Source organism: Streptomyces sp. NPDC005195 (assembly GCF_040608315.1).
In the GTDB taxonomy this organism is placed as follows: Bacteria; Actinomycetota; Actinomycetes; order Streptomycetales; family Streptomycetaceae; genus Streptomyces; species Streptomyces kaempferi.
This window is the reverse complement of the sequence record NZ_JBEXHZ010000015.1, coordinates 1-15206: the sequence shown is the minus strand read 5'-3', so window position 1 is coordinate 15206 and position 15206 is coordinate 1. Positions and strand designations below refer to the sequence as shown.

The following is a 15206-nucleotide window of genomic DNA, read 5'->3' as shown; positions in this document are numbered from 1 at the left end:
CCCGCGCGGCCGGAGCCGACTTCGGCGGGAACGCGTGGTCCGGACCGGTCACGAGTGGCACCGGATTGTCGGGAGCGCGTCACTCTGGTGGTCCGGCGTCCCGGGGGATGACGGTCCGGGGCACCGCCCGGCTCCCGGACCGGTACCGGGTCACCGGCCCGCCCCGGCCTCGCTGCCGCGTCCCGGGCGTCCCCGGCCCCGCCGTCCCGTCCTCGGCGTCCACGGGGTCCCGCCGGGGCCCCGGACGCCGCCGGACTCGTCCACCGGCGGGCCGGGAGGCCGTCACGGTGTCAGCCCGCGCCAGTAGGGTGTGTGACATGGCCGACCCCTCCAGCTACCGCCCCAAGCCGGGACAGATCCCGGACTCTCCAGGGGTGTACAAGTTCCGCGACGAGCACCGCCGGGTGATCTACGTCGGGAAGGCGAAGAGCCTGCGCCAGCGCGTGGCCAGTTACTTCCAGGACCTGTCGAACCTCCACCCCCGCACCCGCACCATGGTCACCACGGCGGCGTCCGTGGAGTGGACGGTGGTGTCCACGGAGGTCGAGGCGCTCCAGCTGGAGTACTCCTGGATCAAGGAGTACGACCCCCGGTTCAACGTCAAGTACCGGGACGACAAGAGCTACCCGTACCTCGCGGTGACCATGAACGAGGAGTTCCCGCGCGTCCAGGTGATGCGCGGCCACAAGCGCAAGGGCGTGCGCTACTTCGGCCCGTACGGGCACGCGTGGGCGATCCGCGACACCGTGGACCTGCTGCTGCGCGTCTTCCCCGTCCGTACCTGCTCGGCCGGCGTGTTCAAGAACGCCGCCCGCACCGGCCGGCCCTGCCTCCTCGGGTACATCGGCAAGTGCTCCGCCCCCTGCGTCGGGCGCGTCACCGCCGAGGAGCACCGTGAACTGGCCGAGGAGTTCAGCGACTTCATGGCCGGCCGCACGGGGACGTACATCCGCCGCCTGGAGAAGCGGATGACGGACGCGGCCGAGGAGATGGAGTACGAGCGGGCGGCCCGCCTGCGCGACGACATCGAGGCCCTGAAGAAGGCCATGGAGAAGAACGCGGTCGTCCTCGCCGACGCGACCGACGCCGACCTGATGGCCGTCGCCGAGGACGAGCTGGAAGCCGCCGTGCAGATCTTCCACGTACGCGGCGGCCGGGTGCGCGGACAGCGCGGCTGGGTCACCGACAAGGTCGAGGCCGTCACCACCGGTGACCTGGTCGAGCACGCGCTCCAGCAGCTCTACGGGGAGGAGACGGGCGACTCCGTCCCCAAGGAGGTGCTCGTCCCGGCGCTGCCCGACCTCGTGGAGCCCGTCCAGGAGTGGCTGGCCGCGCGCCGCGGGTCGAACGTGTCCCTGCGCATCCCGCAGCGCGGCGACAAGAAGGCGCTCATGGAGACCGTGCAGCGCAACGCGCTCCAGGCGCTCGCCCTGCACAAGACCAGGCGCGCCTCCGACCTCACCACCCGCTCCCGGGCCCTGGAGGAGATCGCCGAAGCCCTCGCCCTGGACAGCGCCCCGCTCCGGATCGAGTGCTACGACATCTCGCACCTCCAGGGCGACGACGTGGTGGCGTCGATGGTGGTCTTCGAGGACGGACTGCAGCGCAAGGGCGAGTACCGCCGCTTCCAGATCAAGGGCTTCGCGGGCCAGGACGACGTCCGGTCCATGCACGAGGTGATCACCCGCCGCTTCAGGCGCTACCTCGCCGAGAAGGAGCGGACCGGCGAATGGACGGACGGCGAGGACGAGGGGACGGGCGACGGGGGGAGCGCCTTCACCGAGGACGACGGCCGCCCCAAGCGCTTCGCCTACCCCCCGCAGCTGGTCGTCGTCGACGGCGGGCGGCCGCAGGTCGCGGCCGCCCGGAAGGCCCTGGACGAGCTGGGCATCGACGACATCGCCGTCTGCGGCCTGGCCAAGCGGCTGGAGGAGGTCTGGCTGCCGGACGAGGACGACCCGGTGGTCCTGCCGCGCACCAGCGAGGGCCTGTACCTGCTCCAGCGCGTGCGTGACGAGGCCCACCGCTTCGCCATCACCTACCAGCGCGCCAAACGGGCCAAGCGCTTCAAGGCGAGCCCGCTGGACGAGGTGCCAGGTCTCGGCGAGACACGTAAACAGGCGCTGATCAAGCATTTCGGTTCCGTGAAAAAGCTGCGATCCGCGACAATCGACCAGATCTGCGAAGTTCCCGGCATAGGCCGCAAGACGGCCGAGGCGATCGCCGTGGCCCTCGCCCAGGCGGCTCCGGCCGCGCCCGCCGTGAACACGGCGACTGGAGAGATCATGGAAGACGAGGAGCCCGGGACGACACCGGACTCCCCGGAGGAGCCCGTGACCGCGGGCGCCTCGTACGAGCGACGGGGGCAGGAGACATGAGCGACAGCGAACGACAGGACCGACAAGAGGACGCCCCGCAGGGCGCCGAAGCGACAGAGGGAACACCGGAAGACACGACGGCGGAGACGGCCGCGGCATCCGAAGCCGCCATCCCCGAACTGGTGATCATCTCCGGCATGTCCGGAGCGGGCCGGTCGACGGCCGCCAAGTGCCTGGAGGACCTCGGCTGGTTCGTCGTGGACAACCTGCCGCCCGCGCTGATCCCCACCATGGTGGAGCTCGGCGCCCGTTCCCAGGGCAACGTGGCCCGGATCGCGGTCGTCGTCGACGTACGCGGCCGCCGCTTCTTCGACAACCTCCGCGAGTCCCTCGCCGACCTGGAGTCGAAGAACGTCACCCGGCGGATCGTCTTCCTGGAGTCCTCCGACGAGGTCCTGGTGCGCCGCTTCGAGTCCGTGCGCCGCCCGCACCCCCTCCAGGGCGACGGCCGCATCGTCGACGGCATCGACGCCGAACGCGAGCTGCTGCGCGAGCTGCGCGGCGACGCCGACCTGGTCATCGACACCTCCAGTCTGAACGTGCACGAGCTGCGCGCCAAGATGGACGCCCAGTTCGCGGGCGAGGAGGAGCCCGAGCTGCGGGCCACCGTCATGTCCTTCGGCTTCAAGTACGGCCTCCCCGTGGACGCCGACCTGGTCGTGGACATGCGTTTCCTGCCGAACCCCCACTGGGTCCCGGAGCTGCGCCCCTACACCGGCCTCAACGAGGAGGTCGCGGCCTACGTCTTCAACCAGCCCGGCGCCAAGGAGTTCCTCGACCGCTACGCCGAGCTGCTCCAGCTGATCGCCGCCGGCTACCGCCGTGAGGGCAAGCGCTACGTGACCATCGCGGTCGGCTGCACCGGCGGCAAGCACCGCTCCGTCGCCACTTCCGAGAAGCTCGCCGCCCGCCTCGCCTCCCAGGGCGTGGAGACCGTGGTCGTCCACCGGGACATGGGCCGGGAATGACGGGACGCGCCGCGCTGCGGCTCAGCAGGCTGCGGAGGATCACCGCGGAGGGACAGGGCGGCAGACCCGCCGAGGCACGCGGCGCAAAGCCGCGCCGCCGCGGCGCCCAGCCCAAGGTCGTCGCCCTGGGCGGCGGCATGGGCCTGTCCGCCTCGCTCGCCGCGCTGCGCCGGATCACCGGGGACCTCACCGCCGTCGTCACCGTGGCCGACGACGGCGGCTCCAGCGGCCGCCTGCGCGACGAACTGGGCGTGCTGCCCCCCGGCGACCTGCGCAAGGCCCTGGCGGCGCTGTGCGGCGACGACGACTGGGGCCAGACCTGGGCCCGCGTCATCCAGCACCGTTTCCAGTCCAAGGGCGACCTGCACGAGCACGCGGTCGGCAATCTGCTGATCGTCGCCCTGTGGGAACAGCTCGGCGACCACGTCCAGGCCCTGGACCTGGTCGGCAGGCTGCTGGGCGCGCACGGCCGGGTGCTGCCCATGTCCGCCGTGCCCCTGGAGCTGCAGGCCCTGGTGAAGGGGCACCGGCCGGAGCGGCCCGACGACGTGGAGACGGTCCGCGGGCAGGCCACCGTGGCGCTCACTCCCGGTGAGGTGCAGTCCGTGCACGTCGTGCCGCACGGGCCGCCCGCCGTCCCCGAGGCCGTGGCGGCCGTCCTCGACGCGGACTGGGTGGTACTGGGTCCCGGCTCCTGGTTCTCCTCGGTGATTCCGCACCTTCTCGTCCCCGAGCTGCTCGACGCCCTCACACAGACGAAGGCCCGCCGGGTACTCTCCCTGAACCTCGCCCCGCAGCCCGGAGAAACCGAGGGCTTCTCTCCGCAGCGTCATTTGGAGGTTTTGGGACGACACGCCCCTAAACTCGCCCTGGACGTGGTGCTGGCCGACGAGGCCGCCGTGCCCGACCGCGATTCACTGACCGACGCTGCCAAGCGGCTCGGTGCCGCGGTCGAGCTGGCGCCGGTGGCCCGGACCGACGGATCTCCGCGGCACGACCCGGAGCTGTTGGCCGCCGCGTACGACCGTATTTTTCGGATGCATGGAAGGATCGGCCCATGGCGATGACGGCAGCGGTGAAGGATGAGATCTCCCGGCTTCCCGTCACCCGGACCTGCTGCAGAAAGGCGGAGGTCTCCGCCGTTCTGCGGTTCGCGGGCGGCCTTCACCTGGTGAGCGGCCGGATCGTGATCGAGGCGGAGCTCGACACCGCGATGGCGGCACGTCGGCTGAAGCGGGACATCCTGGAGATCTTCGGCCACAGTTCCGAACTGATCGTGATGGCGCCCGGCGGGCTGCGCCGCGGCTCCCGCTATGTCGTGCGCGTCGTGGCGGGCGGCGATCAGCTGGCCCGTCAGACAGGGCTCGTGGACGGCCGTGGACGCCCGATCAGGGGCCTTCCGCCGCAGGTGGTCTCGGGGGCCACCTGCGACGCCGAGGCGGCCTGGCGGGGCGCCTTCCTGGCGCACGGCTCGCTGACCGAGCCCGGCCGCTCCTCCTCGCTGGAGGTGACCTGCCCGGGCCCGGAGGCCGCGCTCGCACTCGTCGGGGCCGCCCGCCGGCTGTCGATCGCGGCGAAGGCCCGCGAGGTGCGCGGCGTGGACCGGGTGGTCGTACGGGACGGGGACGCGATCGGCGCGCTGCTGACCCGCCTCGGCGCCCATGAGTCCGTGCTCGCCTGGGAGGAGCGGCGGATGCGCCGCGAGGTCCGGGCCACGGCCAACCGGCTCGCCAACTTCGACGACGCCAACCTGCGCCGCTCCGCCCGCGCGGCCGTCGCCGCCGGTGCACGCGTGCAGCGCGCCCTGGAGATCCTCGCCGACGAGGTGCCGGAACACCTCGCCGCGGCCGGACGGCTGCGCATGGAGCACAAGCAGGCCTCCCTGGAGGAGCTGGGCGCGCTCGCCGACCCGCCGCTGACCAAGGACGCCGTCGCCGGCCGTATCCGACGGCTGCTGGCCATGGCCGACAAGCGGGCCCAGGATCTGGGGATCCCGAGTACGGAGTCCAACCTCACCGAGGAAATGGCCGACAACCTCGCGGGCTGACCTGCCCGATGAACCTCCGGAAGCCCAACACGCCGGTGCCGATGTCCACTTGGGACATCGGCGCCGGCGTTTACTTGTCCGTGAGGCGCTCTTGACTTGACCATGAAGTGTCATGAGCCTGGCATCTGTTCGCCACTGTGGCGGACACATGCAAGGGGGGCTCATGAGACCAAGAGCGAGAGCGATCCTCGCTGCGGGCGCACTCCTGCTGGGCGGTGCCGGTATGGCGCCCATCGCCCAGGCGCAGAGCGGGAGTTCGCCCCAACCCGACGCGAACGCCGTCAAGGTGTTCCAGGCGGAGGTCACGAAACAGCAGATACCCCTGCTGCTCGCGGCCGGGCAGGACGGCCACGAACTCGGCGACCGGGCTGCGAAGAACGGCAAGAGCGCGGTCGAGGTCTACCTGACCGACAAGCAGGCGCGGAAGCTGGAGAAGCAGGGCGTCGAGCTCACCGAGCACACGCTTTCGGCCAGGACCGAGGCACGCGTCGAGGGCGCGGCTCAAGGCGTCTTCCGGCCGTACAGCGGAAAGGGCAATCTCCAGGAGGAGATCGTCAGGACCGGCGCGGCCCATCCCGACCTCACCAAGGTCGTCTCCATCGGCAAGACCCTCAAGGGCCAGGACATCCTCGCGCTGAAGCTGACCAAGGGCGCGAAGAAGACGAAGGACGGCTCCAAGCCGTCCGTGCTGTACATGTCCAACCAGCACGCACGTGAGTGGATCACGCCCGAGATGACCCGGCGCCTGATGCACTACTACCTGGACAACTACTCCACGGACAAGCGCATCAAGAAGATCGTGGACTCGACCGAACTGTGGTTCGTGCTGTCGGCCAACCCGGACGGCTACGACTACACGTTCCAGGGCGAGGACGAGCGCCAGTGGCGCAAGAACCTGCGGGACGTGAACGGCGACGGTGTCGTCTCCACCGGCGACGGCGTGGACCTCAACCGCAACTTCGCCTACAAGTGGGGCTACGACGACGAGGGTTCGTCCCCCAACCCCACCAGCGAGACCTACCGCGGCACGAGCCCCGGCTCCGAGCCTGAGACCCAGGCCCTCGACGCCTTCGAGAAGCGGGTCGACTTCACGTACGGCATCAACTACCACTCGGCCGCCGAACTGCTCCTCTACGGAGTGGGCTGGCAGGTGGCGACGCCGACCCCGGACGACGTGCTCTACAAGTCGCTCGCCGGAACCCCGGAGAACTCGGCGATCCCCGGCTACCACCCGCAGGTCTCCTCGGAGCTCTACACCACCAACGGCGAGGCGGACGGCCACGCGGGCAACGTCAACGGCATGGCGATGTTCACCCCCGAGATGTCGACCTGCCAGAGCGCGTCGAACGGCGACCCGAACGACGCCTGGAACGCGGCGGACTGCGCCTCGGTCTTCACCTTCCCGGACGACGAGAAGCTGATAGAGCAGGAGTTCGAGAAGAACGTCCCGTTCGCGCTCTCCGTCGCCGAGACCGCCGCCCATCCCGACCAGCCCACCTCCTCGGTCGGCCTCGACGCGCCCGACTTCACCCCGGCCGCGTTCACCACGTCGTACTCCCGCGGAGCGGACCAGGAGGTCTCCGTCGTCGTCCGCAAGTCGGTACGCGACAAGGAGCTCAAGTACCGCGTCAACGGCGGCCGGACGCTGGACATGGCACTCAAGCCCTGGCACGGCGGCGAGACCTACGGCGGCAAGGACAACCTCTACTTCGACGAGTACCGAGCCAAGGTCAAGGACGGCGACCGGGGCGACAAGGTGGAGGTCTGGTTCACCGGTGAGACCAGGAGCGGCAAGAAGACCTCCAGCACCCACTTCACCTACACCGTGGCCGAACGCCCCGTGGCCGACACCCTCGTCGTCGCCGAGGAGGGCGCGGCCGCCACGCAGTCCCAGGCGTACGTCGACGCCCTGAAGGCCAACGGGAAGAAGCCCCTCGTCTGGGACGTGGCCACCCTCGGCGCGCCCGACGCGCTCGGCGTGCTCGACCACTTCAGGACGGTCGTCCACTACACCGGAGCCGCACGACCCGCGAACGCCACCCAGCTCCAGCTGCGCGCCTTCCTCAACGAGGGCGGGAAGCTGGTCGAGGCGGGCGAGCAGGCCGGCGGCAACGTCGACCTCGGCGGAGGCAACCTCTCCAACGACTTCAGCCAGTACTACCTCGGCGCCTACTCCCGCACGTCCACCCCGGGCGCCAAGGGCTTCACCGGCTCCGGCAGGCTCACCGGCTTCACGGGAGCGCTCGGGGACGCGCCCGGCAACCCGCTGAACATCGCGGGCACCTACGGCGTCACCTCGGACACGCTGTCCGCCTCCCAGTACCCGCAGTTCGCGTCCAGCGCGGGCGCCGGCCGGTTCGCCGGCACCGTCAACCCCTACGGGCCCTACGCCGGCTCGTCCATGGTCGCCGCCGTGCACACCGACGACGCCTACAAACGCCTCACCCGCACCATCGACCTCACCGGCGTCAGCGCCGCCGACAAGCCGGCGCTGCGCACCCAACTCCTTTGGGACACCGAGCCCGGCTACGACCACGCCGTCGTCGAGATCCACACCACCGGAGCCGACGACTGGACGACGCTGCCCGAGGCGGGCGGCGCCACCAGCAGCGAGGCACCCGCGGAGTGCGAGGCCGGATTCCTGGTCCACGAGCACCCCTGGCTCAAGCACTACCTGACCGTCAACGCGTCCGACTGCGCCAACACCGGCACCAGCGGGGCCTGGAACAGCTTCACCGGGGCCTCCAGCGGCTGGCAGCAGGTCGCCTTCGACCTGAGCGCGTACGCCGGGAAGTCGGTCGAGGTGTCCCTGAGCTACATCACCGACCCGAGCTCCGGCGGCCACGGTGTCCTCGCGGACGACACCTCCCTCGTCGTCGCCGGGGCGGCCACCGAGACGGAGGGCTTCGAGACCTCCCTCGGCCCCTGGAGCGTCGCCGGACCGCCCCCGGGCAGCCCGGCCGTCTTCAAGGACTGGGCGCGCTACGGAGAGCTGTTCAAGACGTACGGCGGGATCACCACCGGTGACACCGTGCTGCTGGGCTTCGGCCTGGAGCACGTCACCACGGCGGCCGACCGCGCGGCTCTCATCGGGAAGGCGCTCACCGCTCTGAAGAGCTGATTCCGGGCGGCTGCCTCGTCAACATCGAGGGTGTTCCGTACCCCTACTGGTGGGTACGGAACACCCTGCCGTGTATGGGGCATCTCAATGTCACTCCAGGCGTCTCAGGGAGGTAGGGTTCTAGGCGGTCGGGGACATCCCATACAACTCGCCGGCACGTGAGCCGGCGTACCAACGAGGAGATCGGTTCGTGACGATCCGCGTAGGCATCAACGGCTTTGGCCGCATCGGTCGTAACTACTTCCGCGCGCTGCTGGAGCAGGGTGCTGACATCGAGATCGTGGCTGTCAACGACCTGGGTGACACCGCGACCACCGCTCACCTGCTCAAGTACGACACCATCCTGGGCCGTCTCAAGGCCGAGGTGTCGCACACCGCCGACACGATCACCGTCGACGGCCACACCATCAAGGTGCTCTCCGAGCGCAACCCCTCCGACATCCCGTGGGGCGAGCTCGGCGTCGACATCGTCATCGAGTCGACGGGCATCTTCACCAAGAAGGCCGACGCCGAGAAGCACATCGCCGGCGGCGCCAAGAAGGTCCTGATCTCGGCTCCGGCCAAGGACGAGGACATCACCATCGTGATGGGCGTCAACCAGGACAAGTACGACCCGGCGCAGCACCACATCATCTCCAACGCCTCCTGCACCACCAACTGTGTGGCGCCGATGGCCAAGGTGCTCGACGAGAACTTCGGCATCGTCAAGGGCCTGATGACGACGGTCCACGCGTACACGAACGACCAGCGCATCCTGGACTTCCCGCACTCGGACCTGCGCCGCGCCCGCGCCGCCGCCGAGAACATCATCCCGACCACGACCGGTGCCGCCAAGGCCACCGCCCTGGTCCTCCCGCAGCTCAAGGGCAAGCTCGACGGCATCGCGATGCGCGTCCCGGTCCCGACCGGCTCCGCCACCGACCTGGTCGTGACGCTGCAGCGCGAGGTCACCAAGGACGAGGTCAACGCCGCGTTCAAGAAGGCCTCCGACGACGGCGACCTCAAGGGCTACCTGACCTACACCGAGGACCCGATCGTCTCCTCGGACATCGTCGGCGACCCGGCCTCCTGCACCTTCGACTCCTCCCTGACCATGGTCCAGGAGGGCACCTCGGTGAAGATCCTCGGCTGGTACGACAACGAGTGGGGCTACTCCAACCGTCTCGTCGACCTCACGGTCTTCGTCGGCGGCCAGCTCTAGGTCCCGGAGCCAGGCACCTCGATGTGAGCACAGGGCTCGGGCAGCGCAAGGCCGCGCTGTCCGGGCCCTGTCTCGCGTACGGATCGATCAGCCCTCCCGGATCTCAAGAGCTTTCCTAGGAGTCCCCTCATGAAGACGATCGACGAACTCATCACCGAAGGCGTGGACGGCAAGCGGGTCTTCGTCCGCGCCGACCTGAACGTGCCGCTGGCCGACGGCCTCATCACGGACGACGGCCGCATCCGCGCCGTCCTGCCCACCGTCAGGGCGCTGGCCGAAGCGGGCGCCAAGGTGATCGTCGCCTCCCACCTGGGCCGGCCCAAGGGCGCCCCGGACCCCGCCTTCTCCCTGCTGCAGCCCGCCGAACGCCTCGCCGAACTCCTCGGCGCGCCGATCGCGTTCGCCCAGGACACCGTGGGCCCCGCCGCCCACGACGCCGTGAAGGGCCTGGAGCCCGGCCAGGTCGCGGTCATCGAGAACCTGCGCTTCAACGCGGGCGAGACGTCCAAGGACGACACCGAGCGCGGCGAGTTCGCCGACCAGCTCGCGGCGCTGGCCGATGTCTACGTGGGCGACGGTTTCGGCGCAGTGCACCGTAAGCACGCCTCCGTGTACGACCTCCCGGCCCGCCTGCCGCACTACGCCGGCTACCTCATCGCCACCGAGGTCGGCGTCCTGAAGAAGCTCACCGAGGACGTCAAGCGTCCCTACGTCGTCGCCCTCGGCGGCTCCAAGGTCTCCGACAAGCTCGCCGTCATCGACGAACTGCTCGGCAAGGCCGACCGGCTGCTCATCGGCGGCGGCATGGCCTTCACCTTCCTCAAGGCGAAGGGCTACGAGATCGGCACCTCCCTCGTCCAGGACGACCAGCTGTCCGCGGTCAAGGAGTACGTCGAGCGCGCCGAGAAGAACGGTGTCGAACTGGTCGTCCCGGTCGACGTCGTGACCGCGGCGCAGTTCCCGGACCTGAAGACCAAGGCCCCGTCCCACCCCACCACCGTCGCCGCGGACGCCATCCCGGCCGACGGGATGGGCCTCGACATCGGTCCCGAGACCGGTGCCCTCTACGCCTCGAAACTCGCCGACGCGGCCACCGTGTTCTGGAACGGTCCGATGGGCGTCTTCGAGCACCCCGACTACGCCGAGGGCACCAAGGCGGTCGCCCAGGCCCTCCTCGACTCCCCGGCCTTCACGGTGGTCGGCGGTGGCGACTCCGCCGCGGCCGTCCGCACCCTGGGCTTCGACGAGACGGCATTCGGCCACATCTCGACCGGCGGCGGCGCCTCCCTCGAATACCTCGAGGGCAAGACGCTCCCCGGCCTCGCCGCACTGGAGGACTGACCTTTTATGAGTACGCGCACGCCGCTGATGGCGGGCAACTGGAAGATGAACCTCAACCACCTCGAGGCCATCGCCCACGTCCAGAAGCTCGCCTTCGCCCTGGCCGACAAGGACTACGACGCCTGTGAGGTCGCCGTCCTGCCGCCCTTCACCGACCTGCGCTCTGTGCAGACCCTGGTCGACGGCGACAAACTCAAGATCAAGTACGGCGCCCAGGACCTCTCGGCGCACGACTCCGGTGCCTTCACCGGCGAGATCTCGGGACCCATGCTGGCCAAGCTGAAGTGCACCTACGTGTCGGTCGGTCACTCCGAGCGACGCCAGTACCACGCGGAGACCGACGAGATCGTCAACGCCAAGGTCAAGTCCGCGTTCAAGCACGGCCTGACCCCGATCCTCTGCGTCGGCGAGGAGCTGGAGATCCGCGAGGCGGGGAACCACGTCTCCCACACGCTGGCGCAGGTCGACGGTGGTCTCAAGGACGTCCCGGCCGAGCAGGCCGAGTCGATCGTGATCGCGTACGAGCCGGTCTGGGCGATCGGGACCGGCAAGGTCTGCGGCTCGAACGACGCCCAGGAAGTCTGTGCGGCGATCCGTGGCCGGCTGGCCGAGCTGTACTCCCAGGAGCTGGCCGACAAGGTCCGCATCCAGTACGGCGGCTCGGTGAAGTCCGGCAACGTCGCCGAGATCATGGCGAGCCCCGACATCGACGGCGCCCTGGTCGGTGGCGCGTCCCTGGACGCCGACGAGTTCGTCAAGATCGTCCGCTTCCGCGACCAGTGAGTATGCGGTAGCGACGATCCGTCGTACCCTTGCGGGGGTCTGGTGACTGTCACCGGACCCCTGTCGTCCATCCAGTCCCGAGGAAGTTGGTCCAGCCGTGGTTTTGGGGTTCTCGATCGCCCTGATCGTCTTCAGCCTGCTGCTGATGCTGCTGGTGCTGATGCACAAGGGGAAGGGCGGCGGCCTCTCCGACATGTTCGGTGGCGGCATGCAGTCGTCCGTCGGCGGCTCCTCGGTCGCCGAGCGCAACCTGGACCGCATCACCGTGGTGCTCGGTCTGCTGTGGTTCGCGTGCATCATCGTGCTCGGCATCCTGATGAAGGTCAACAACTGAGCAACGGCTGACATCGGTACGGCCGCACAAACGCACAGTACGCAAGCACGGTCCACACGTAAGGCCCCATGTCCGGTACGCGCCCGCGGGCGCGGCCTATCATGGGGCTTGCGTCTAGGGGTGGGGTGTAACTCCCATCACTGGACGCGCGTTGGGCCTTACGTAGACTGAGGCGCTCGCGGCGAAGCGTCACGCCGACTCGCTTCGCGGCACCATCACGCAGGGAGTTACGACCGTGGCAAGTGGCAACGCGATCCGAGGAAGCCGGGTCGGGGCGGGGCCGATGGGCGAGGCCGAGCGTGGCGAGTCCGCGCCCCGGCTGCGCATCTCCTTCTGGTGCTCCAACGGGCACGAGACGGTGCCCAGCTTCGCCAGCGACGCGCAGGTTCCCGACACCTGGGACTGCCCGCGCTGCGGCTTTCCCGCCGGACAGGACCGGGACAACCCGCCGGACCCGCCGCGCACCGAACCGTACAAGACGCACCTGGCGTACGTACGGGAGCGGCGCAGCGACGCGGACGGCGAGGCGATTCTCGCCGAGGCGCTCGCCAAACTGCGGGGCGAGATCTAGGAGTTGCGAACCGGCCGGACACCGAGAGGTGTCTGGCCGGAGCTGTTTCGCACGACGGCCGCGTACGGAATCGGCGTGCCCGCGACCGGGCGCCCGGCGACCGTACGCGTCCGGCCGCGGGCCCGTGCCTCCGGTCGCGCTGGGGCCGTCCGCCGGCGCCGGCCACGCGGGGCCGCGCGCGAACGGTACGTGGCCGGTGTGGTGCCGTCGGTGAGCATGTGGTGTGCGTGGGGCCCCTGGGGGCCGTGAGCGGGGTCCGCGTTCCGGTGGCTTCTCGTCCCGGCCGAGGCTCGTCCCGGTGGCTCCCCGTGGCGTCGGACTGTTGTTCGGGCCGGGCGTCCCCGTGCGTGGCGGTCCGGTCGTGCTCGGGCCGGCCCGAGCACGCACGCTCTCCGCCCGATTGTCAGTGGTGGCCTCTACGGTTGTCGAAATGGCGGCGGTGGAGGGGGCGTTGTGGCGGTGAGCGAGGCGACGGTCGTGCGGGCGCCAGCGTGGCGCGGGGGATTCGGGCGACTGTGGAGCGCGGCGGTGGTGTCGCGCTTCGGGGACGCGCTGCGCACCGCCGCGCTGCCGCTGATCGCCGTGCGCCTCACGGACGACCCCTTCGTGATCGCCTCCGTCACCGCCTGCGGGTACCTCCCCTGGCTGCTCTTCGGGCTGCTCGGCGGCGCGGTCGCGGACCGGGTGGACCAACGCCGGGCGATGTGGAGCGTGGACACCTTGCGGGGCACGCTCGTCGCCTGTTTCGGTCTCGCCGTGGGGCTCGGCCACGCCTCGATCGGGCTGCTGATCGCGCTCGCGTTCGCCCTGACCACCCTTCAGACGCTCTTCGACAACGCGTCCACGGCCCTGCTGCCGTCCCTGGTGGACAAGGAGGCCCTGGGCAGCGCCAACGCCCGGCTGATGACCGGCCAACAGCTCGCCGGCGGCTTCCTGGCCGGCCCGTTCGTGCCGCTGCTGCTCGCCGCCGGGGCAGCCGTGCCGTTCGTCGCCGACGCCGCCACCTATCTGCTGGCCGCCGCGCTCGTGGCGTCCCTGCGGATCGCCGCGCCCGAGCGGGAGCCCCGGCGGGCCGGAAGCACCCTGCGGACGGAGGTCGCCGAGGGACTGCGCGCCCTGTGGCGCGACCGGGTGCTGCGCGCCGTCTGCACGGCCACGCTGCTGTGCAACATCGGCATGGGCGCCCTGATCGCCACGCTGGTACTGCATGTGACCAGCTGGTTGCACGCGGGAACCACCGGCTTCGCCGCCGCGATGACGGCCTACTCGGCCGGAAGCCTGGCCGGTGGAGCACTGCTGGCACAGCGTGTCGCACGCCGGTTCGGGCGCGTCCGCGGCCTGCTCCTGGGCGGGAGTGTGCAGACGGCGTCCCTCCTGCTCATCGGCACGGTCCGTCAACTGGGCGCCCTCCTGCTGGGCATGGTCCTGCTCGGAGTGATGAACATGGTGTGGAACGTCAACCAGGTCACGCTGATGCAGCAGCGCAGCCCCCAGGCCATGGTCGGCCGCATCAGCGCCGCCTTCCGCACGGCCTCCACCTCCGGAGCCCCCGCCGGCGCCCTGCTCGGCGGCACGGTCGCGGCGGTGTACGGGCTGAACGGGCCCGCGCTGTTCGCGGCCGCGCTCTTCGCACTCGCCGTCGTTTCGCTGATACCCGCGCTCAAGCCGGACGTATCTGTTGTTGAGCCGGACGACGGCGTGACGACAGCTCACGTCAAGCCCTGATCAATTAGGTTGGGACCGGCAGCGGGGCGAGGTACGAAGCAGCACACGCAGGAGAGAAGGCGGAAGTCAGAGATGAACGCAGACACCCGTACCAGGCTCGACCGGACGCCCGAGTGGACCGCTCTGGGGGAGCACCGCGAGGAGCTCGCGGACACCCATCTGCGGGACCTTTTCGCGGCCGACCCCGGGCGCGGCTCCGGGTACACCCTCCGGGTAGGCGATCTGCACGTCGACTACTCCAAGCACCTGGTCACGGACGAGACACTGCGGCTGCTGCGTGAGCTGGCCGTGGCGACGGGTGTGTTCGGGCTGCGGGACGCGATGTTCCGTGGTGAGAAGATCAATGTGACCGAGGGGCGTGCGGTTCTGCACACGGCGTTGCGTGCGCCGCGGGACGCGGTGGTCGAGGTGGACGGGGAGAATGTCGTCCCGGCGGTCCACGCGGTCCTCGACCGGATGGCGGGTTTCGCCGAGCGGGTGCGTTCGGGTGAGTGGACCGGTCATACCGGCCGGCGGATCAAGAACGTCGTGAACATCGGGATCGGCGGCTCCGACCTCGGGCCCGCGATGGCTCATGACGCGCTGCGTTCCTTCACCGACCGCGGTCTGACAGTGCGGTTCGTGTCGAACGTGGACGGCGCGGACCTCCACGAGGCCGTCCGTGACCTCGACCCGGCCGAGACGCTGTTCATCATCGCCTCGAAGACGTTCACCACGATCGAGACGATCACCAACGC

The 15206-nt window shown here is 70.0% G+C and carries 11 protein-coding genes and 1 pseudogene; all 12 read left to right on the top strand.

The window, feature by feature from the left end; all coding sequences use genetic code 11:
- Nucleotides 1–317 precede the first annotated feature (317 nt).
- Nucleotides 318–2378 carry an excinuclease ABC subunit UvrC gene (uvrC, locus tag ABZV34_RS18035; RefSeq protein WP_356277006.1) on the top strand — a complete coding sequence of 687 codons (2061 nt, stop codon included), beginning with the start codon at nt 318–320 and terminating at the stop codon, nt 2376–2378.
- A complete protein-coding gene (rapZ, locus tag ABZV34_RS18030) occupies nt 2375–3346 on the top strand; it encodes an RNase adapter RapZ (protein ID WP_356277003.1) in 972 nt (323 codons plus the stop codon). Before uvrC ends, rapZ begins: the two co-directional genes overlap by 4 nt.
- Nucleotides 3343–4413, top strand: coding sequence for a uridine diphosphate-N-acetylglucosamine-binding protein YvcK (yvcK, locus tag ABZV34_RS18025; RefSeq protein ID WP_356277000.1), 1071 nt, complete (start codon nt 3343–3345; stop codon nt 4411–4413). Before rapZ ends, yvcK begins: the two co-directional genes overlap by 4 nt.
- A complete protein-coding gene (gene whiA, locus ABZV34_RS18020) occupies nt 4404–5393 on the top strand; it encodes a DNA-binding protein WhiA (protein ID WP_356276997.1) in 990 nt (329 codons plus the stop codon). The genes yvcK and whiA overlap by 10 nt, the downstream gene beginning before the upstream one ends.
- A gap of 163 nt (nt 5394–5556) precedes the next feature.
- Nucleotides 5557–8514: a M14 family zinc carboxypeptidase gene (locus ABZV34_RS18015; protein WP_356276994.1), complete on the top strand. Its 2958-nt coding sequence runs from the start codon at nt 5557–5559 to the stop codon at nt 8512–8514.
- A 190-nt stretch (nt 8515–8704) separates the two neighbouring features.
- Complete coding sequence (gene gap / locus ABZV34_RS18010; protein ID WP_356276991.1) at nt 8705–9715, top strand: type I glyceraldehyde-3-phosphate dehydrogenase; 1011 nt, start codon at nt 8705–8707, stop codon at nt 9713–9715.
- A 129-nt stretch (nt 9716–9844) separates the two neighbouring features.
- Complete coding sequence (locus ABZV34_RS18005; protein ID WP_356276988.1) at nt 9845–11056, top strand: phosphoglycerate kinase; 1212 nt, start codon at nt 9845–9847, stop codon at nt 11054–11056.
- A 6-nt stretch (nt 11057–11062) separates the two neighbouring features.
- Entirely contained in the window at nt 11063–11839 is a 777-nt protein-coding gene (tpiA, locus tag ABZV34_RS18000; protein WP_356276985.1) for a triose-phosphate isomerase, read from the top strand.
- A gap of 103 nt (nt 11840–11942) precedes the next feature.
- Nucleotides 11943–12173 carry a preprotein translocase subunit SecG gene (gene secG, locus ABZV34_RS17995; protein WP_153293182.1) on the top strand — a complete coding sequence of 77 codons (231 nt, stop codon included), beginning with the start codon at nt 11943–11945 and terminating at the stop codon, nt 12171–12173.
- 235 nt (nt 12174–12408) lie between these two features.
- A complete protein-coding gene (locus ABZV34_RS17990; RefSeq protein ID WP_078077905.1) occupies nt 12409–12744 on the top strand; it encodes an RNA polymerase-binding protein RbpA in 336 nt (111 codons plus the stop codon).
- Nucleotides 12745–13272: 528 nt separating this feature from the next.
- A complete protein-coding gene (locus tag ABZV34_RS17985) occupies nt 13273–14469 on the top strand; it encodes an MFS transporter (protein ID WP_356277330.1) in 1197 nt (398 codons plus the stop codon).
- Between the two features lie 72 nt (nt 14470–14541).
- Nucleotides 14542–15206, top strand: a pseudogene (locus ABZV34_RS17980) (glucose-6-phosphate isomerase); the annotation flags it as partial.

Excerpts from the sequence above, each read along its gene's own strand:
- ABZV34_RS18005 (WP_356276988.1), top strand. The coding sequence starts at position 9,845 with ATGAAGACGATCGACGAACTCATCACCGAAGGCGTGGACGGCAAGCGG.
- ABZV34_RS18015 (WP_356276994.1), top strand. The coding sequence starts at position 5,557 with ATGAGACCAAGAGCGAGAGCGATCCTCGCTGCGGGCGCACTCCTGCTG.
- uvrC (WP_356277006.1), top strand. The coding sequence starts at position 318 with ATGGCCGACCCCTCCAGCTACCGCCCCAAGCCGGGACAGATCCCGGAC.
- whiA (WP_356276997.1), top strand. The coding sequence starts at position 4,404 with ATGGCGATGACGGCAGCGGTGAAGGATGAGATCTCCCGGCTTCCCGTC.
- tpiA (WP_356276985.1), top strand. The coding sequence starts at position 11,063 with ATGAGTACGCGCACGCCGCTGATGGCGGGCAACTGGAAGATGAACCTC.
- rapZ (WP_356277003.1), top strand. The coding sequence starts at position 2,375 with ATGAGCGACAGCGAACGACAGGACCGACAAGAGGACGCCCCGCAGGGC.
- yvcK (WP_356277000.1), top strand. The coding sequence starts at position 3,343 with ATGACGGGACGCGCCGCGCTGCGGCTCAGCAGGCTGCGGAGGATCACC.